General features: G+C 44.2%; 17 protein-coding genes, 2 tRNA genes and 3 rRNA genes. 13 read left to right on the forward strand and 9 right to left on the reverse strand.

Features of this window, described 5'->3' with window-relative positions:
- Nucleotides 1-83: 83 nt before the first annotated feature.
- Entirely contained in the window at nt 84-893 is an 810-nt protein-coding gene (locus I6L24_RS00850; RefSeq protein ID WP_004732180.1) for a lysophospholipid acyltransferase family protein, read from the reverse strand.
- A gap of 189 nt (nt 894-1,082) precedes the next feature.
- On the opposite strand from I6L24_RS00850, the gene I6L24_RS16715 reads away from it, so the two are divergent.
- From I6L24_RS16715 to I6L24_RS00885, 8 genes are all read left to right on the forward strand, one after another.
- Nucleotides 1,083-1,214 carry a hypothetical protein gene (locus I6L24_RS16715; protein WP_267313459.1) on the forward strand — a complete coding sequence of 44 codons (132 nt, stop codon included), beginning with the start codon at nt 1,083-1,085 and terminating at the stop codon, nt 1,212-1,214.
- A gap of 77 nt (nt 1,215-1,291) precedes the next feature.
- On the forward strand, nt 1,292-2,632 hold the full coding sequence (gene hflX / locus I6L24_RS00855; protein ID WP_129717518.1) for a ribosome rescue GTPase HflX: 1,341 nt from the start codon (nt 1,292-1,294) through the stop codon (nt 2,630-2,632).
- Nucleotides 2,633-2,672: 40 nt separating this feature from the next.
- The gene (locus I6L24_RS00860) at nt 2,673-3,044 is read left to right on the forward strand and encodes a hypothetical protein (RefSeq protein WP_216986277.1); all 372 of its coding nucleotides are present in this window, start codon (nt 2,673-2,675) and stop codon (nt 3,042-3,044) included.
- Between the two features lie 9 nt (nt 3,045-3,053).
- Nucleotides 3,054-3,728: an LrgB family protein gene (locus tag I6L24_RS00865; RefSeq protein WP_005252772.1), complete on the forward strand. Its 675-nt coding sequence runs from the start codon at nt 3,054-3,056 to the stop codon at nt 3,726-3,728.
- Nucleotides 3,729-3,814: 86 nt separating this feature from the next.
- The gene (locus I6L24_RS00870; RefSeq protein WP_004732188.1) at nt 3,815-4,261 is read left to right on the forward strand and encodes a DUF2147 domain-containing protein; all 447 of its coding nucleotides are present in this window, start codon (nt 3,815-3,817) and stop codon (nt 4,259-4,261) included.
- A gap of 204 nt (nt 4,262-4,465) precedes the next feature.
- Entirely contained in the window at nt 4,466-4,915 is a 450-nt protein-coding gene (locus I6L24_RS00875) for a DUF2147 domain-containing protein (RefSeq protein WP_216986278.1), read from the forward strand.
- A gap of 60 nt (nt 4,916-4,975) precedes the next feature.
- Nucleotides 4,976-5,425, forward strand: a complete 450-nt coding sequence (locus tag I6L24_RS00880; RefSeq protein WP_004645963.1) for a DUF2147 domain-containing protein — start codon at nt 4,976-4,978, stop codon at nt 5,423-5,425.
- 147 nt (nt 5,426-5,572) lie between these two features.
- Entirely contained in the window at nt 5,573-6,019 is a 447-nt protein-coding gene (locus tag I6L24_RS00885; RefSeq protein WP_216986279.1) for a DUF2147 domain-containing protein, read from the forward strand.
- Between the two features lie 52 nt (nt 6,020-6,071).
- Here the strand turns inward: I6L24_RS00885 and I6L24_RS00890 are convergent, their stop codons facing one another.
- From I6L24_RS00890 to pdxA, 3 genes are read right to left on the reverse strand one after another with little or no spacing between them, the layout of a single operon-like run.
- Nucleotides 6,072-6,917 (reverse strand): symmetrical bis(5'-nucleosyl)-tetraphosphatase, encoded by an 846-nt coding sequence (locus I6L24_RS00890; protein WP_216986280.1) that lies wholly within the window; start codon nt 6,915-6,917, stop codon nt 6,072-6,074.
- A 6-nt stretch (nt 6,918-6,923) separates the two neighbouring features.
- Entirely contained in the window at nt 6,924-7,736 is an 813-nt protein-coding gene (gene rsmA, locus I6L24_RS00895; RefSeq protein ID WP_004645966.1) for a 16S rRNA (adenine(1518)-N(6)/adenine(1519)-N(6))-dimethyltransferase RsmA, read from the reverse strand.
- Between the two features lie 33 nt (nt 7,737-7,769).
- Complete coding sequence (gene pdxA / locus I6L24_RS00900; RefSeq protein ID WP_044111680.1) at nt 7,770-8,738, reverse strand: 4-hydroxythreonine-4-phosphate dehydrogenase PdxA; 969 nt, start codon at nt 8,736-8,738, stop codon at nt 7,770-7,772.
- A gap of 305 nt (nt 8,739-9,043) precedes the next feature.
- Between pdxA and rplM the strand changes: the two genes are divergently transcribed.
- The 5 genes from rplM (at nt 9,044) to I6L24_RS00925 (ending at nt 11,961) form a co-directional block, all read left to right on the forward strand.
- Nucleotides 9,044-9,472: a 50S ribosomal protein L13 gene (gene rplM / locus I6L24_RS00905; RefSeq protein WP_004281682.1), complete on the forward strand. Its 429-nt coding sequence runs from the start codon at nt 9,044-9,046 to the stop codon at nt 9,470-9,472.
- 13 nt (nt 9,473-9,485) lie between these two features.
- Nucleotides 9,486-9,872, forward strand: a complete 387-nt coding sequence (rpsI, locus tag I6L24_RS00910; protein ID WP_005007735.1) for a 30S ribosomal protein S9 — start codon at nt 9,486-9,488, stop codon at nt 9,870-9,872.
- Between the two features lie 331 nt (nt 9,873-10,203).
- The gene (locus tag I6L24_RS00915) at nt 10,204-10,857 is read left to right on the forward strand and encodes a glutathione S-transferase N-terminal domain-containing protein (protein ID WP_216986281.1); all 654 of its coding nucleotides are present in this window, start codon (nt 10,204-10,206) and stop codon (nt 10,855-10,857) included.
- 9 nt (nt 10,858-10,866) lie between these two features.
- Nucleotides 10,867-11,295: a ClpXP protease specificity-enhancing factor gene (locus tag I6L24_RS00920; protein ID WP_004281679.1), complete on the forward strand. Its 429-nt coding sequence runs from the start codon at nt 10,867-10,869 to the stop codon at nt 11,293-11,295.
- Between the two features lie 18 nt (nt 11,296-11,313).
- Entirely contained in the window at nt 11,314-11,961 is a 648-nt protein-coding gene (locus I6L24_RS00925; protein WP_004281678.1) for a hypothetical protein, read from the forward strand.
- Between the two features lie 248 nt (nt 11,962-12,209).
- Here the strand turns inward: I6L24_RS00925 and rrf are convergent.
- The 5 genes from rrf to I6L24_RS00950 form a co-directional block, all read right to left on the reverse strand.
- Nucleotides 12,210-12,324, reverse strand: a 5S ribosomal RNA gene (rrf, locus tag I6L24_RS00930).
- A gap of 268 nt (nt 12,325-12,592) precedes the next feature.
- Nucleotides 12,593-15,487, reverse strand: a 23S ribosomal RNA gene (locus tag I6L24_RS00935).
- 446 nt (nt 15,488-15,933) lie between these two features.
- Nucleotides 15,934-16,009: transfer RNA gene (locus I6L24_RS00940), tRNA-Ala, on the reverse strand.
- Between the two features lie 71 nt (nt 16,010-16,080).
- A tRNA-Ile gene (locus I6L24_RS00945) sits at nt 16,081-16,157 on the reverse strand.
- Between the two features lie 60 nt (nt 16,158-16,217).
- Nucleotides 16,218-17,755 (reverse strand): 16S ribosomal RNA (locus I6L24_RS00950).
- Together the 16S, 23S and 5S rRNA genes with 2 tRNA genes alongside form the textbook arrangement of a ribosomal RNA operon.
- Between the last annotated feature and the right edge of the window lie 770 nt (nt 17,756-18,525).

Raw genomic sequence — 18,525 nt, forward strand, 5'->3', positions numbered from 1 at the left:
TATAAACAATTTTTTACTTTCGCAAGAGATCTCATGTATAAAAAAATTAAAGTCGATCAATTTACAAACTAACTCGGATTATCTTATTGAGGCTTTTTTAATACCCGTGACTGAAGTTCAACTAGGCCAGTCTGCATTTTTTCCTGGACCACACGGGTAAGGCTTTCAACCGTATGCCCTTCCGTGGCAATTGCAGGTAAAGCCACTAAATGTGCAATGACTTGCGGCATTTCCAGTACTTTTTTGACATGGGCAGCAAAACTGATGTCATTGACAAACGGCGCAACCATATCCAGTTCGCCCTGCTGATTCACATAACAAATCAGACAGATTTGTACAGGACGCTGCGCTTCAATCGCGGCGCCTAAAATCCGGCCATGCACTTTTTTGATGGCTCGTCCATCAGAAGTCGTCGCTTCAGGAAAGAACAGCACCGGAATATTCTGTTTGAGAAAATCGGTAATTTGTTCACGGATCCTGACGGAATCTCCTGAACCCCGTTTAATAAATAAGGTACCCCCACCCTTGGCCAATTTGCCTAGAATCGGCCAGTTCTCGATTTCTGCTTTCGCCAGAAAAAATACGCGCGCTCCGGAACCCAGAACGGCAATATCCAGCCAAGACACATGATTACTGACCCATAAGGCGGGTTCACGTGGAATCTCGCCATGCACCTGCACTTCGATATTGAATACTTTGCATAACTGACGGCAAAAATGTTGCACATAGCGCGTATTGGTCGGGTTATTCGGATTTTTATATAAGCCATGACGAAAAACCAAGTAAAACCCTTCACTAATGGTAGCCAATGAAGCTGTGATTTTCCGGCTATACAGGAAAAACTTGGCCAAGCCTTCGATATCTGGAGTCTGGTTTTGTACAGTCGAGTTCATAAAAACGTCATTAAATCCTAAGCGAGATACAGGGAATATCCATGAATTAAACTCATTCTATACTGTTCATTCGCAACTTGCATTGATAATAAAAATCGGCCAATAACATCTATATCTTCAATTTTAATTGGATTAAAAAATCATTCAAAATAAAGCTATCGAAATATTAGATTGAAAAGGATCGTAGGCATGCCAGATCAAACCCAGCCCGCGAACGACACACCTCAACCTTTACAAGTGCTCAAATATATTTTGGGCGGCACCGTTATCTATGCCGTGGTACTGGTAACACTTGTACAACTGTTTATCAGCGCACTTTAAACCAAAGCCGCGCTAATTCAGTATCTGCACAGCCTTTTTTCAACTACACTAAAGTTTTCAAGTGGAGATGGGCCTGAGTGGAATATTTACAACAACATCGAGGGAAAGAGCGCGTCATTCTGGTGAGTGTCAGCGTACAAATGCTGGATGACCTTGATGCTGAAGAGTTTCGTTTGCTGGCACAGTCTGCAGATGCTGAAATTCTGGAACATATTCATGCTCAGCGGATCAAACCTGACGCCAAATTTTTTATCGGCTCCGGCAAGGCAGAAGAAATTGCTGAACGTGTTGAAGAACTGGAGGCCAATTTGGTCATTTTTGACCATGCCCTGACCCCGGCCCAAGCCCGAAATCTGGAACAGGTGATCAAATGCCGCGTGGTCGATCGTACTGAACTGATTCTGGATATTTTTGCCCAGCGTGCCCGTACCTATGAAGGTAAGCTGCAAGTCGAACTGGCACAGTTACAACATTTATCTTCACGTTTAATTCGTAGTCGTGGCAATCTCGACAGCCAGAAAGGCGGGATCGGTTTACGTGGTCCGGGTGAAACCCTGCTGGAAACTGACCGCCGTTTGCTGCGTATCCGTATGGGACAGCTCAAGGCACGTATTGATAAAGTCCGCCAGACCCGGATGCAAGGCCGTGTTGCCCGTCAAAAAGCGGCTGTGCCGACGGTATCTTTGGTGGGTTATACCAATGCTGGTAAGTCTACCCTGTTTAATTTACTCGCCAACAGCGATGTCTATGCAGCCGATCAGCTGTTTGCCACTTTGGACCCAACCTTACGGCGTCTGGAATGGGATGGAATCGGCAATCTGGTACTGGCCGATACGGTAGGTTTTGTCCGTAATCTTTCCCATTCACTGGTAGAATCCTTTAAGGCAACGCTGGAAGAAACCGTTGAAGCCACACTGTTACTGCATGTGATTGATTCAAGTAGCCCAGAGATGCTAGAACAGATTGAAGCCGTTGACAAAGTGCTGAAAGAAATTGGGGCCGATGTTCCCATCCTTCAGGTCTACAATAAAATTGACTGTAGCGGTGAAGAAGCCAAAATTATTTATCGACGCCCGGGCGAACCGGAACGGGTCTATGTCTCGGCACATAGTGGCGAAGGTATCGACCTGCTGCGTAAAGCGGTACATGAGTCCTTGATGGGGCAACTACAGTCCTTCGATTTAATCCTGAAACCTGCCTACGGCAAGCTGCGTAACCAGCTCTATGGTCTGAATGTGATTCAGTCTGAACATTATGATGATGAAGGCCAGTTGCATCTGCATATTCGAATTGCCCCACAGAAACTGGAACAGTTGATTAAACAGGCGCATTTACCTTTAGATGAAATCCTGGGCAAACAGGCGCAGCAATTTCAACGTCCACTGGAAGCGTTTGAAATCCAGTCAAAGATCGAGTAAAACTTGATAAGTAAACTTATTAATATTAATGATCATAGCAATGAACTGGATAAAACGAATAGATTGGCCGGCATGGATCGGCACCCTTTTACTAATTATTGTCTTTCGGGAAGCTTCAGTCTGGTTAATGACCCAACTGAATCATCCTGAATTAGGTAATCTGGTCGGATTATTAAGCCTTTTAATTGCGCTGTTTACCTGGCGCTATTTTGGCAAACTCCCCGCTCGCCTCGTGGATACCAATAACAAACTGATGAAGGAAAGCGCCTTTGCTTTCCTGCCTGTCAGTGCAGGTGCCTTAATGATGCTGGTACATATGGGCCAGAAAATTCCGGCCTTTCTGTTGATCATGTTTTTCAGCACCCTGATTCCTTTATGGATTTACGCCAAAATGGCCAAGCGCTGGTTATAGGAGTTCCGCATGTTATCTATTTTGTATGGCTTTGCGGTTACCCTCATCGCCTATCTGATTGCCAAACCCTGTAACCGGTTCATTCCGCAAATTCCCGTCATCGTGTTCAGCATGTTCTTTGTACTGGCGATTTTATTTGCGCTCGGCATTCCCTATGAAAATTACATGGATGAAGTTAATCCTCTCTTCAACCATTTACTCGGCTATGTGACCGTCGCCCTGGCTATCCCTCTGGCCGCGATGCGCTACGATGACTTGCCGCTCAAAGCCATTATCGGCATTTTGGTTTTTGCCAGTATCAGTGCTGTCGCCTTACCGATGGGACTAGCTTATCTGCTGCATATGTCCTCTGCAGATATTATGGCGTTTGCTACCCGCGCAGTGACCACTCCAATTGCGATTAATATTGCCACCCTGCTGGATGCACCCATCAGCATGGTCATTCTGATCGTGATTCTTTCTGGTGTGATTGGTGCAGCTTTTTCTCCATTTATTCTGAGACATATCAATGATGAACGTGCCTCCGGACTGGCTTTAGGACTAGCCGCACATGCCATTGGTACAGCTCAGGCCTGGCAGCGTGGCAGTATTGCAGGACGTTATGCCGCATTTGGTATGGCCGTCAATGCAGTCTTTACCGCGGTCTGGTTGCCTACGTTTATACTTTATTTGCAAAAAATGTGACTAGTGAATCAAATTAATCATTTGTTTTATGTGGTAATCGTTCTTACTATAGAGTAAGAACTCTAATCCAACCTAGGAACAGATATATGAATAAGGTTCAATTTTTTTCAACTTTACTTTTAGCCTCTTTCAGCCATTTGGCCTTTGCCTCTGACCTTTCAGGCACATGGAGAAATATTGACGACAAAACTGGTTCGCCTAAAGCATTCCTCGAAATTCGTGAGACGGCTTCCGGCGTCTATGCTGCCAAGATCACAAAAATTACCCCGCGTCCTGGATATACCCCGAAAGAAAACTGTGTGTCCTGTCCTGCACCTTATACCAATAAACCTATTCTCGGTCTGGATGTGCTCACTGGCTTAAAGCACGTCGGCAATAACAGTTTTGCTCAAGGCAAGCTGCTTGATCCATTATCAGGGAATCTTTATAACACCAAGGCAAAATTAAGTGCTAATGGGAAACGTCTGATCCTACGCGGCTATATCGGCGTTTCAGCACTAGGCCGTAGTCAAACCTGGATTAAGCAGGATTAATTCCTGCTTTATTAAATAAAATGTGACGGGGTTATGCTTTAGTAGATAGAAGCTTGCATTTTAATGCATTAAGTTGTATGAATATTAAACATATGCTTTTTTCATGCAATATATATTATGAAAGTGTATTAACGTAGTTTGCGTCAATATTCACCACATGGAATTAGGTGAATGTTCATAAAAAAATAAGGATAAGGATATCGCATGTATAAAATCGCAATTTTAACTGTTTTTTCAGCTTCTTTATTCACAGGCTCTATGGCCTTTGCTCAGGAGTTATCTGGTCTTTGGCAACAGATTGATGATAAAACCGGCTCACCTAAAGCATTGATTGAAATGAAAACGCAGGCTGATGGCTCCTATACCGGAACGATTACTAAAGTCACACCTCGCCCAGGTTATACACCACGGGAAAAATGTGTCAAATGCCCACCACCTTATACCGATAAACCGATTTTGGGATTAGACGTTATTAAAGGACTGAAACCCACCACCAAAAATAACTATGCACATGGCCGGGTACTCGATCCACTCACCGGCAAAATTTATGATTTAAAAGGGCGGATTTCTGCCAATGGGAAAAGACTGACTTTACGTGGATATATCGGGATCTCTGCGATTGGTCGCACACAAACCTGGATTCGCCAGGATTAATAAAAACAGCACTTTTGTGTTGGGGATATTTTATTCATCTATAAAAAAGGCATAAATATAATGAAACAAACTAAATTAGGATTAATGTTCATCGCTGCACTGATGACTGGGACTGCTTATGCACAGGATCTGACTGGCATCTGGCAGCAAATTGATGATAAAACCGGCTCACCAAAAGCAATTATTGAAATTCGTCAAAATGATAATGGGACTTTTGCTGGAAAAATTATCAAAGTGACTCCACGTCCAGGCTATACTCCACAAAAGACCTGCAATAAATGTCCCGCGCCTTATACCAATCAACCGATCATGGGCATGGATGTATTGACTGGCTTAAAACATGTGGAAGGCACCAACAATTATGAAAAAGGTAAAGTGATTGATCCATTGGCAGGTAAAGTTTATGACGCTCGAGTGCGTCTAAATGCCAATGGTAAACGTTTAACCTTGCGTGGTTATGTGGGTGTGTCCGCTTTAGGCCGTAGCCAGACCTGGATTCGCCAAGATTAATACCTGATTCTCATTATTCAAAAAAGCTGCCAAATTGGCAGCTTTTTTTAGTGTATCAACTCTATAGTATTCAGATAAGTGTTGACTATTTTAGTAAGATTTCTAACATGAGCGGGCGATGATAAAAATTCTTTGGAATGACTCTCTATGTTTAAAAAAATATTACTTGCCGCGCTTACAGCAGGATGTATGACGAATTTGTGGGCAAACGATATTACCGGGACCTGGCAACAAATTGATGATAAAACGGGGGCGGCTAAAGCGATTATCGTCATTAGCAAAGAAGCAAATAATACCTATTCAGGCAAAATTGTAAAAATCACGCCTCGCCCAGACTATAATCCACGTGAAAAATGCAATAACTGCCCTGCACCTTATACCAATCAGCCTATTTTAGGCATGACCATTTTAAAAGGCCTAAAACTGGTTGAAGGCACCAAAAATTATGAAAAAGGTAAAGTGATTGATCCATTGGCAGGTAAAATTTATGATGCAAAAATGCGTTTAAACAATACCGGTAAACGTTTAACCTTACGTGCCAGTATGGGCGTTTCAGTTCTAGGTCGTAACCAGACCTGGATTCGAGCAGACTAAATTTTAAAACTAAAAAAGCCACGTAATCACGTGGCTTTTTTAATAGCTTTACTTACATCACCGGATTATCCACTGCAAACATCTGCTGATCTTCTAGGCGGAATGCCATGAGTTGATTACCCCAGACACAACCGCCATCTACATTCTGAATCTTGTTCGAAATGGTTTTACCGTTCAAGGCGGCCCAGTGACCAAACAGGATCTGATGAGTTTGTGCGGCCTGTGATTCAAACTCAAACCAAGGTTTAAATCCTTCCGGCATCGGATCATCCAGCGCATCTTTAAAGCTGTATTCCAGACGTCCCTCAGCGTCAGTTAAACGCATCCGGGTCAAGTAATTCACGATACAGCGAATACGTTCATGGCCTTGTAGTTGATCCGACCAGAGTGCTGGTTCTTTCCCAAACATTGCTTTCAGGAAATCATCCAGCACATCAAAGTCATCATGAGCAATGATCGCTTCAACTTCTTGTGCCAATTGAGCAGTTTTTTCTGCACTCCAGATATTCGGAATTCCAGCATGCGTCAGAATAGTCTGCTCATTTGGAAATAGACACATTGGCTGTTTGCGCAGCCAGTCAATCAGGTCATCACTGTCGATCGCATCAATCACATCACGGACATTGTCTTTTTCTTTTACTGGCTTGATACCACGGGCATAAGCCAGCAAAGTCAAATCATGATTTCCCAAGACCGTCGCAGCCGCACCTTGTTCAGCCAGCTTTTTGATAAACCGCAATGCAGCGATTGAGTTTTCACCACGTGCAACCAAATCTCCAGCAAACCAGATAAAATCTTGTTCTGCATCAAACTGGATTTCCTTGAGTAAAGCTTTCAAGGCTTCAAAACAGCCTTGAACATCCCCAATCACATAATTATATCGAGCAGTGCGGTTCATCGTAATTTAAGCCACCATTTGATCTGAAAGTGCAACAAACTGTTCAAGGGTCAGGGTTTCTGGACGTGCCATCGGATCAACACCCGCTTTTTCAAAACCTTCTTCGACCAGCATACCTTTCAGACTGTTACGCAGAGTTTTACGACGCTGGGTAAATACATGCGATACCAGACGTGCTAGCGCTTTTTCATTCTTCGCCACAATCGGTTTAACTTTATAAGGCTCCAAACGGAATACTGCTGAGGTCACTTTTGGTGGTGGATTAAAAGATCCAGGTGGCACTTCGAACAAGAAAGTCGGTTTACAGAAATATTGAATCATCACCGACAGACGGCCATATTCTTTGGTATTGGGTGATGCGGTAATGCGGTCCACTACTTCTTTTTGCAGCATGAAATGCATGTCTTGCACTTTGTCACCAAATTCCAAGAGATGGAATAACAGTGGCGTTGAAATATTATAGGGCAAGTTACCGACCACACGTAATGGACGATCTTCCTGAAACAATTGAGAATAATCATATCTCAATGCATCGGCTTCAATAATGGTTAAACGCTCAGGATGCGGCACACGACCCGGCAGGCCAGCAGCCAGATCACGATCCAGCTCAAGTACGGTTAAGGCATCACATTCACCAATTAAAGGTGAAGTCAAAGCGGCCAGACCCGGGCCAATTTCCAGAATGTTCTGACCTGGACGCGGATTGACTGAGCGTACAATTTTGGCAATGACACGCTGGTCATGTAAAAAGTTTTGACCAAATCTTTTTCGAGCCTGATGCCCTTCATCTTTTGGGTTTAAGGCATTAATTTGATACATAAAAACATTTCCAACATGAGTGATGAACAATAATCAGTGGCGCGCCAGATCGAGGGCTAAATCGACAGCAACGTGCAGGCTGGAACTTTTCGCAAGTCCCGTCCCCGCAAGGGAGAGTGCTGTGCCATGATCAACAGAAGTTCGAATAAACGGTAAGCCGAGGGTAATATTAATGGCTTCACCAAAGCCCTGTGATTTTAACACAGGTAAGCCCTGATCGTGATACATCGCCAGAACAGCATCAGCATCTTTTAGGTTTTCTGGAGTAAATAAAGTATCAGCAGGTAGGCTTAAACTCATGTTGATACCTTGGGCACGATAGCTTTCGAGTACCGGATTGATCACTTCAATTTCTTCCATCCCCAAATAACCGCCCTCCCCGGCATGCGGATTTAAACCGCAAACCAGTATATTCGGCTGTTCAATCTTGAATTTGGATTTCAGGTCGTGAATCAGAATATCAATCACCTGATGCAAGCGTTCAGGCGTAATCGCATCTGCCACGGCACGAAGCGGAAGATGGGTAGTGGCCAAGGCCACGCGTAAAGTTTTGGTGGCCAGCATCATGACTACACGTGGAACACCAGCAAATTCCTGGTAATACTCGGTATGACCACTAAAAGAAATGCCCGCTTCATTTATCACGGACTTTTGTACAGGCGCAGTCGCGACGCCGACACTTTTTCCTGACATGGCATAGTCTGCGGATCGACGCAGTTGCTCCAGTACATAAGCCGCATTGTTCGGATTCAGCTCACCCAATACGACGTCTTGCTGCACGGGAACATGCTCTACAAATAGCTGACCGATGCCTGAAGATGACTCCTGTCCTTGATATTCAATCAGCTCAACCGATAATTTGAGTACCTGAGCACGTTGCTTGAGCATATGAATATCCGCCAATACCACAATTGGGCGCTCATCAACACGATCTGCAAGACTCAGGCAAATATCAGGACCAATTCCGGCAGGTTCCCCACTGGTGACATATAAAGGCAGCATCATCTTCTCAATTTGGCAAAGCTGAGAAATATTATAACCCGATCACGCCTACGCTGTAGTAATCATTGCAAAGAGTACTTATAAATCAATATTTTGATACCATTGAAACTATGGTTACAAATATAGTTGCAGTTTTTGTAGCATATAAAGGCTTAGGTCTTTCTTTCACCAGGGAGATTAGATAAAATACAGCGCTTGAAATTTTAATTTTCATTTGTGATTCTTCACGTATTCGTTTAGAATCGCGTCTCCTTTAGTTTGGACAGATTCCATAGTCCAAACCAACTATAATAGGTAGTGGTTTAATGAAAACTCTCAGCGCTAAGCCAGCTGAAGTTCAACACGACTGGTACGTTGTTGATGCTTCTGGCAAAACTTTAGGTCGCCTTGCGACTGAAATCGCTCGTCGTTTACGCGGTAAGCATAAAACTTCTTATACTCCTCACGTTGACACTGGCGACTACATCGTTGTTATCAATGCTGAAGAAATCACTGTGACTGGTAAAAAGTCACAAGATAAGAAATACTATCGCCACACTGGTTTCCCTGGTGGTATCCGTGAGACTAACTTTGAAAAGTTAATCGCTCACAAACCAGAAGCAGTTCTAGAAAAAGCTGTTAAAGGTATGTTACCTAAAGGTCCTCTTGGTTATGCAATGATCAAGAAAATGAAAGTGTATGCAGGTACTGAGCATCCACACGCTGCTCAACAGCCACAAGTTTTGGACATCTAAGGGATAACAGCACATGGCTACTAATTATGGTACAGGTCGCCGTAAGACCGCAACTGCACGTGTTTTCCTATCAGCTGGTACTGGTAAACTCGTAATTAACAACCGTACTCTTGAACAGTATTTCGGTCGTGAAACTGCTCGTATGGTTGTTAACCAACCACTTGAGCTTCTTGAAGCTACTGAGAAATATGACCTTTATATCACTGTTGCTGGTGGTGGTATTGGTGGTCAAGCAGGCGCTATCCGTCACGGTATTACTCGTGCATTGATCGCTTCTGACGAAACTTTAAAACCTGCTCTTCGTCAAGCTGGTTTCGTTACTCGTGATGCTCGTGAAGTTGAACGTAAGAAACTTGGTTTACGTAAAGCTCGTAAACGTCCTCAGTTCTCTAAACGTTAATTCGTTTACCGAATCGGACAAAAAACCCTGGATTTTCCAGGGTTTTTTTATGGCGGTTAGTTGCTCATTTAGAGCTATTTTCTCGTTATTGCTCATGTACATCCTTACCCCATACCCCTTCATGACACCAGAATGACTTCATCAAATAATAATTTGCGATCCCAATACAGATAAACAGCAAAATGACAGGAAGCTTGATCAGCATCTTATTTTCCTCCAGTTGTTTTTCTTCTAATCTACCTCGGCTCAAGCCGATTGATCTTTGATGCTTGGTGCTTTTTAGGTTGAATTTTAGTATCCTAGTCTATTCATTAGAAGCTCATCAGGATTTATGTCAGTCGAAAGCGCGCCTCTTCAAGGAATCACTCTCTATAGTCATGCCGATGACTTTCGTTCCCATTGGATTCGCTATGTGCTTACCGAAAAACAGATTAAATATAACCTGATTTTGGTGGATGCCGATGATGAGGATCTGGCCAGTCTCAATCCTTATAATCAATTGCCGATGCTGATCGAAAATGAACTCAAATTATTTAATACTTCAATTATCTCAGAATATGTAGATGATCGTTATCGCCAGAATAAACTGTATGCCGATGCTCCGATGCCACGCGCAGAGCAACGACAATACATCTGGCGCTTTGAAAATGACTGGTTAAAGCTGGCTGATCTCATGTTATGCCATCCTGATACGCTGGATAAGAAAGCCAGAACTCAGGCACAAAAGCAGTTACAGGATATTCTGATTTCACTGATGCCACTATTCCAGCATTTTCCCTATTTTATGTCTGAACAATTTAGTATCCTGGATTGTATGCTGGCACCAATTTTTATCCGTCTGAAACAGATGGGCGTAGAATTACCACAGCAGCAATGCCGTCCGTTTTATTTATATTGCCAACGAATTTTCAGTCGTCCTGCCTTTGTAAAATCCATGACATTACAGGAAAAGAACCGTTATTCAGCGCAACTCAAGCACCCGTAGAGAAACCTCATGTCCGAACAAGAATTCAACCTTAGCCCTACCCGTCCCTATATGGCACGTGCAATCTATGAGTGGGTTTGCGATAACAATATGACGCCTTACCTGCTGGTGGATGCCACACGCCCAAATACCATGGTTCCTGAGCAGTTTATTAAAGACGGACAGATTGTCCTGAATATTGTGCCACATGCCGTACATGCGCTGCATATGAGCAATGATGCCATTAGCTTCTCGGCTCGCTTTGGTGGCGTTTCTCGTGATATTTATGTTCCTATGGCAGCAGTACTCGGTATTTATGCACGTGAAAATGGTCAAGGTTTATTCTTTGATCCAGGTGAATATGAGCATACACAAAATGATGAAGATGCTTTAAAATCAAGCACTGAAGAACAAACTGAACAACCAAAGAAAAAACCGACTTTAAGACTATTAGATTAAAAATAATGGAGCAAGTGAATGGCTTTTGATTTAGTACAATATTTTGTTGAACAGATAGAGACTCAAAAGCCTGAGCTTCTAAAAGAATATACAAAAGAAGAAAGACGAAAATATATATCAGAAATCAATGCCTTAACTTTAGGAAAACTTATTACTGAATGGCGTCATAACCCACAAAAAATTTATAATGAAATCAATCATCCTGATGAATTATATATCCTGGAAATCGTGCGTCATCTCGCTACCAGTCCGGAAAATCAATCTACTCTGGATCGAGCCCAGCTTGAGCACAGCACTTCAGAAATTTTTCATTTACAGCTTATTGAATTAAAACAACTGCATGATACCGGCAACCATAATATCCATAGCATTCAGGAATTACTGACCGGGCAAATTGAACATTTATCTGGTCAAGCAGATGATTGGGTTTGGACAACAAACAAGCTAACAGAACTCAAAGGCTCTAAACCAATTGTGCAAGAAGAGCTATCATTGGAAGCATCAATGAAGGAGTTTAATCAAATGGTAAGCCAGAATCAGCAGCATCAAGATGTCGAAGAAGTCATTGTTATCAATACCCCAACATGGGCAAAGATTGTTGAACCCATCGTGGCGATTGTCATTCTTTGGGTATTAATCGCAGCCGTAATGCGCGTGTTTGGCTAAAATAGTCTGCAATAAAAAAACCAGCGATTCGCTGGTTTTTTATTTTGTAAGGTTTATAAGATCAGCTTGTAAACTCTTATAGCGCTAGTTTTACAGAGATCCCAATAGGTCAAACAAATTAACAGGAATTCTCTGTCTCAGAAGAATCTGATCAACTTTGAGATATAGATATGTTAAATATCTTATCTAAAATTCCACGCACAAAAAAATCCCCCTCTGCTTTGGCCGAGGGGGATTTTCGAATAATGAGCTGGCGATGACTTACTCTCACATGGGTAACCCCACACTACCATCAGCGCTAAGAGGTTTCACTTCTGAGTTCGGGAAGGGATCAGGTGGTTCACTCTTGCTATTGTCGCCAGCACAACTGTTATGGACTTGTTCGGGTCTTACTTAACTGCTGTGCAGTGTATGCCTTACTTCGTACCAAATAGAATTCATTAACAGGTATATCTGAGTTGTGAGTGTAACATAAAGCGTAGCTTTATGCCTTGCACTCAGGCAAACGCTTTCGCGTTTGCTTATTCTTCGTTCATCTTAAGCGTTCACTAAATCAAGTCACTTTGTTTAATATCGAATCAATTGATCCTCACTTCTTTCGAAGTTCGTACAACAACTGTTTGGGTGTTGTATAGTCAAGCCTCACGAGCAATTAGTATTGGTCAGCTTCACATATCACTATGCTTCCACATCCAACCTATCAACGTCGTAGTCTTCAACGGCTCTTTAGGAGACATAAAGTCTCGGGGAAATCTTATCTTGAGGTAGGCTTCCCGCTTAGATGCTTTCAGCGGTTATCCCTTCCGAACATAGCTACCCGGCGATGCCACTGGCGTGACAACCGGTACACCAGAGGTTCGTCCACTCTGGTCCTCTCGTACTAGGAGCAGATCCTCTCAAATTTCCAACGCCCACGGTAGATAGGGACCGAACTGTCTCACGACGTTCTAAACCCAGCTCGCGTACCTCTTTAAATGGCGAACAGCCATACCCTTGGGACCTGCTTCAGCCCCAGGATGAGATGAGCCGACATCGAGGTGCCAAACACCGCCGTCGATATGAACTCTTGGGCGGTATCAGCCTGTTATCCCCAGAGTACCTTTTATCCGTTGAGCGATGGCCCTTCCATACAGAACCACCGGATCACTAAGACCTACTTTCGTACCTGCTCGACTTGTGGGTCTCGCAGTTAAGCGCGCTTTTGCCTTTATACTCTACGCGTGATTTCCGACCACGCTGAGCGCACCTTCGTACTCCTCCGTTACTCTTTAGGAGGAGACCGCCCCAGTCAAACTACCCACCAGACATGGTCCTCGTCCCGGATAACGGGACAGAGTTAGAACCTCAATATTACCAGGGTGGTATTTCAAGGACGGCTCCACCGAAACTAGCGTCTCGGTTTCAAAGCCTCCCACCTATCCTACACAAGTAAGATCAAAGTTCAATGTCAAGCTGCAGTAAAGGTTCACGGGGTCTTTCCGTCTAGCCGCGGGTACACCGCATCTTCACGGCGAATTCGATTTCACTGAGTCTCTGCTGGAGACAGCGCCCCCATCATTATGCCATTCGTGCAGGTCGGAACTTACCCGACAAGGAATTTCGCTACCTTAGGACCGTTATAGTTACGGCCGCCGTTTACTGGGGCTTCGATCAAGAGCTTCGCTTACGCTAACCCCATCAATTAACCTTCCAGCACCGGGCAGGCATCACACCCTATACGTCCACTTTCGTGTTTGCAGAGTGCTATGTTTTTAATAAACAGTTGCAGGGGCCTGGTTTCTGAGGCTGTCGGCCGCTCAAGGAGCAAGTCCTATCACAGACAACAGCGTACCTTCTCCCGAAGTTACGGTACCATTTTGCCTAGTTCCTTCAGCAGAGTTCTCTCAAGCGCTTTGGTCTACTCGACCTGACCACCTGTGTCGGTTTCGGGTACGATTCCTGTGTAACTGAAGCTTAGAGACTTTTCCTGGAAGCATGGTATCAGCCACTTCACTGTACAAGTACAGCTTGCTATCAGTTCTCAGCATAGAGTACCCCGGATTTGCCTAAGATACATGCCTACAACCTTCCACCTGGACAACCAACGCCAGGCTGACTTAACCTTCTCCGTCCTCTCATCGCATTACACAGAAGTATTGGAATATTAACCAATTTCCCATCGACTACGCCTCTCGGCCTCGCCTTAGGGGTCGACTCACCCAGCCCCGATTAACGTTGGACTGGAACCCTTGGTCTTTCAGCGTGCGAGTTTTTCACTCGCATTGTCGTTACTCACGTCAGCATTCGCACTTCTGATACCTCCAGCAGACTTCTCAATCCACCTTCATCGGCTTACAGAACGCTCCCCTACCACGCATAATAAATTATGCATCCGCAGCTTCGGCATATAGTTTTAGCCCCGTTACATCTTCCGCGCAGGCCGACTCGACTAGTGAGCTATTACGCTTTCTTTAAAGGGTGGCTGCTTCTAAGCCAACCTCCTAGCTGTCTATGCCTTCCCACATCGTTTCCCACTTAACTATAATTTTGGGGCCTTAGCTGGCGGTCTGGATTGTTTTCCTCTTGACTACGGACGTTAGCACCCGCAGTCTGTCTCCCGGATAGTACTCATTGGTATTCGGAGTTTGCATCGGTTTGGTAAGTCGGGATGACCCCCTAGCCGAAACAGTGCTCTACCCCCAATGGTATTCGTCCGAGGCGCTACCTAAATAGCTTTCGGGGAGAACCAGCTATCACCAAGTTTGATTAGCCTTTCACCCCTATCCACAAGTCATCCCCTGGCTTTTCAACGACAGTGGGTTCGGTCCTCCAGTTAGTGTTACCCAACCTTCAACCTGCTCATGGATAGATCACCTGGTTTCGGGTCTATACCCAGCAACTAAACGCCCTATTAAGACTCGGTTTCCCTACGGCTCCCCTATGCGGTTAACCTCGCTACTGAATATAAGTCGCTGACCCATTATACAAAAGGTACGCAGTCACCGGACTAAGCCGGCTCCCACTGCTTGTATGCATGCGGTTTCAGGATCTATTTCACTCCCCTCACAGGGGTTCTTTTCGCCTTTCCCTCACGGTACTGGTTCACTATCGGTCAGTCAGGAGTATTTAGCCTTGGAGGATGGTCCCCCCATATTCAGACAAGGTTTCACGTGCCTCGCCCTACTCGACATCATCATATAAGCCCTTTCGTGTACAGGACTATCACCGTCTACGGTCGCACTTCCCAGAGCGTTCCACTAGAACTTATATGACTTAATGGGCTCTTCCCCTTTCGCTCGCCGCTACTGAGGGAATCTCAATTGATTTCTTTTCCTAAGGGTACTGAGATGTTTCACTTCCCCTCGTTCGCCTTGCAACACTATGTATTCATGTTGCAATACCTACCTTATGGTAAGTGGGTTTCCCCATTCAGACATCTCCGGATCACAGGATATTTGCCGCCTCCCCGGAGCTTTTCGCAGGCTATCACGTCTTTCATCGCCTCTGACTGCCAAGGCATCCACCACATGCACTTAATTACTTGACTATACAACCCCAAACAGTCGTTTATCCTTACAAGTGGGATAAGCAACAGATCGTGTCTTTCAACACTCTCATACAGTTGGCGTTTCGTAGATTTAACTACAGTACAGCTTCAATTAGATTCATATACCAAAACGCTTGATTCAGTTAATTTCGCTAGAACTCATTTCCTTAATCTTCACATCACAGTAATAAATCACTGTTAGTGTTGATCTTAAAAACGAGTTTGAACAAATTATTTCAACTCAAATATATTCTGTTAATGATTTTTCCAGCCTTCGTCAGGTCAGGAAACTGTGATAAATCACAGAGATTATCAAGTCCGCGTATCATAACGCTTGTACTTGTTAATCTCTAGGATCTCATCACTTGATCGCTTAAGGACTAAACTAACAATCAACTGATTGTCTATTTATTAGCTTTTGTCTTTATACATTCCGTAGGAATGTATGGTGGAGACTAGGAGAGTCGAACTCCTGACCTCCTGCGTGCAAAGCAGGCGCTCTACCAACTAAGCTAAGTCCCCAGCTTATCAATAAGTCAATGTATCGTTCTGTTCTGTTTGCTTCAGCACTTACATGCTTTGTTAGTCAGATTTGGTGGGTCTGACAAGACTTGAACTTGTGACCCCACGCTTATCAAGCGTGTGCTCTAACCAACTGAGCTACAGACCCTCAGATACATCGTATGAAGAACAACTTGTTGTGAATTCTTACCAATCGTCAATCTTTCGTTAAGGAGGTGATCCAGCCGCAGGTTCCCCTACGGCTACCTTGTTACGACTTCACCCCAGTCATCTGCCACACCGTGGTAAGCGTCCTCCTTGCGGTTAGACTACCTACTTCTGGTGCAACAAACTCCCATGGTGTGACGGGCGGTGTGTACAAGGCCCGGGAACGTATTCACCGCGGCATTCTGATCCGCGATTACTAGCGATTCCGACTTCATGGAGTCGAGTTGCAGACTCCAATCCGGACTACGATCGGCTTTTTGAGATTAGCATCCACTCGCGTGGTAGCAACCCTTTGTACCGACCATTGTAGCACGTGTGTAGCCCTGGTCGTAAGGGCCATGATGACTTGACGTCGTCCCCGCCTTCCTCCAGTTTGTCACTGGCAGTATCCTTAAAGTTCCCGGCTTAACCCGCTGGCAAATAAGGAAAAGGGTTGCGCTCGTTGCGGGACTTAACCCAACATCTCACGACACGAGCTGACGACAGCCATGCAGCACCTGTATGTAAGTTCCCGAAGGCACCAATCCATCTCTGGAAAGTTCTTACTATGTCAAGACCAGGTAAGGTTCTTCGCGTTGCATCGAATTAAACCACATGCTCCACCGCTTGTGCGGGCCCCCGTCAATTCATTTGAGTTTTAGTCTTGCGACCGTACTCCCCAGGCGGTCTACTTATCGCGTTAGCTGCGCCACTAAAGCCTCAAAGGCCCCAACGGCTAGTAGACATCGTTTACGGCATGGACTACCAGGGTATCTAATCCTGTTTGCTCCCCATGCTTTCGCACCTCAGTGTCAGTATTAGGCCAGATGGCTGCCTTCGCCATCGGTATTCCTCCAGATCTCTACGCATTTCACCGCTACACCTGGAATTCTACCATCCTCTCCCATACTCTAGCCAACCAGTATCGAATGCAATTCCCAAGTTAAGCTCGGGGATTTCACATTTGACTTAATTGGCCACCTACGCGCGCTTTACGCCCAGTAAATCCGATTAACGCTTGCACCCTCTGTATTACCGCGGCTGCTGGCACAGAGTTAGCCGGTGCTTATTCTGCGAGTAACGTCCACTATCCAAGAGTATTAATCTCGGTAGCCTCCTCCTCGCTTAAAGTGCTTTACAACCAAAAGGCCTTCTTCACACACGCGGCATGGCTGGATCAGGGTTCCCCCCATTGTCCAATATTCCCCACTGCTGCCTCCCGTAGGAGTCTGGGCCGTGTCTCAGTCCCAGTGTGGCGGATCATCCTCTCAGACCCGCTACAGATCGTCGCCTTGGTAGGCCTTTACCCCACCAACTAGCTAATCCGACTTAGGCTCATCTATTAGCGCAAGGCCCGAAGGTCCCCTGCTTTCTCCCGTAGGACGTATGCGGTATTAGCATCCCTTTCGAGATGTTGTCCCCCACTAATAGGCAGATTCCTAAGCATTACTCACCCGTCCGCCGCTAGGTCAGGTAGCAAGCTACCTTTCCCCGCTCGACTTGCATGTGTTAAGCCTGCCGCCAGCGTTCAATCTGAGCCATGATCAAACTCTTCAGTTTAATACTATGTAGTGCCTTAAAGGGCACCAATCTTGGCTCATCAATTTTCTGACAAATATTTCTCAAATAAACTTCGAGTAATTTCTACCATCAATCAATGAAAATAATTTCGATCAATCAACCAGTAAAAATCCACACAAGTTGTTCTTCATAATCTCTTAATGATCTTCTTGCTAATTCGTCACCAGCAAGCTAGGTCGGCTATATTACTCTCTATCTCTAGAAAGTCAACCAGTAATGAAAACTATTTTTCAAAATTATCAAATAAAACCCAACTCAATCAATCTCAACTAAGTCACTGTTTTATCAGAAGTTTTAATCTTCATCACCGCCGATGGATGTGCATTCTACAGCATTCCCGACCTAATACAACCCCTATTTTTAAATAATTCAGAAAAATCATCACGACTGTTTATTTATTCTACAAAAAATACAGGTTTTTCTATTTTTCACTCAAAATTTATTCAATTATTGATGTTTTAAAGTAGTTTATTTACTTATCAATGGGTATTTCTAGTTAATTTAATTGCTATATCTATCTAAAAATTTTTTATTGTCTTTATTTCAGATCAAACACAACAGATGAGTTAATAAAATAGATTTACTATGGAATCCCTTACCCATTTTAAAAATATAATCCTCATCCATCCATTAAAATTCCATTCAACAAGATAATCACTCTATAGATAAACTCTGGTTAAATTGTTGAATGATTAAAATTAAGAGTGAAGCAATGCGAGAAGAAAGCAATCTTCAATGCACAGTTTTAT

Source organism: Acinetobacter lwoffii (genome assembly GCF_019048525.1).
Lineage (GTDB): Bacteria > Pseudomonadota > Gammaproteobacteria > Pseudomonadales > Moraxellaceae > Acinetobacter > Acinetobacter lwoffii_K.

Coding starts and splice junctions, on each gene's coding strand:
- rplM (WP_004281682.1), top strand. CDS start 9,044: ATGAAAACTCTCAGCGCTAAGCCAGCTGAAGTTCAACACGACTGGTAC.
- pdxA (WP_044111680.1), bottom strand. CDS start 8,738: ATGCTGCCTTTATATGTCACCAGTGGGGAACCTGCCGGAATTGGTCCT.
- I6L24_RS00920 (WP_004281679.1), top strand. CDS start 10,867: ATGTCCGAACAAGAATTCAACCTTAGCCCTACCCGTCCCTATATGGCA.
- I6L24_RS00865 (WP_005252772.1), top strand. CDS start 3,054: ATGTTATCTATTTTGTATGGCTTTGCGGTTACCCTCATCGCCTATCTG.
- rsmA (WP_004645966.1), bottom strand. CDS start 7,736: ATGTATCAAATTAATGCCTTAAACCCAAAAGATGAAGGGCATCAGGCT.
- I6L24_RS00850 (WP_004732180.1), bottom strand. CDS start 893: ATGAACTCGACTGTACAAAACCAGACTCCAGATATCGAAGGCTTGGCC.
- I6L24_RS00885 (WP_216986279.1), top strand. CDS start 5,573: ATGTTTAAAAAAATATTACTTGCCGCGCTTACAGCAGGATGTATGACG.
- I6L24_RS00925 (WP_004281678.1), top strand. CDS start 11,314: ATGGCTTTTGATTTAGTACAATATTTTGTTGAACAGATAGAGACTCAA.
- I6L24_RS00880 (WP_004645963.1), top strand. CDS start 4,976: ATGAAACAAACTAAATTAGGATTAATGTTCATCGCTGCACTGATGACT.
- I6L24_RS16715 (WP_267313459.1), top strand. CDS start 1,083: ATGCCAGATCAAACCCAGCCCGCGAACGACACACCTCAACCTTTACAA.
- rpsI (WP_005007735.1), top strand. CDS start 9,486: ATGGCTACTAATTATGGTACAGGTCGCCGTAAGACCGCAACTGCACGT.
- I6L24_RS00860 (WP_216986277.1), top strand. CDS start 2,673: ATGAACTGGATAAAACGAATAGATTGGCCGGCATGGATCGGCACCCTT.
- I6L24_RS00875 (WP_216986278.1), top strand. CDS start 4,466: ATGTATAAAATCGCAATTTTAACTGTTTTTTCAGCTTCTTTATTCACA.
- I6L24_RS00870 (WP_004732188.1), top strand. CDS start 3,815: ATGAATAAGGTTCAATTTTTTTCAACTTTACTTTTAGCCTCTTTCAGC.
- I6L24_RS00890 (WP_216986280.1), bottom strand. CDS start 6,917: ATGAACCGCACTGCTCGATATAATTATGTGATTGGGGATGTTCAAGGC.
- I6L24_RS00915 (WP_216986281.1), top strand. CDS start 10,204: ATGTCAGTCGAAAGCGCGCCTCTTCAAGGAATCACTCTCTATAGTCAT.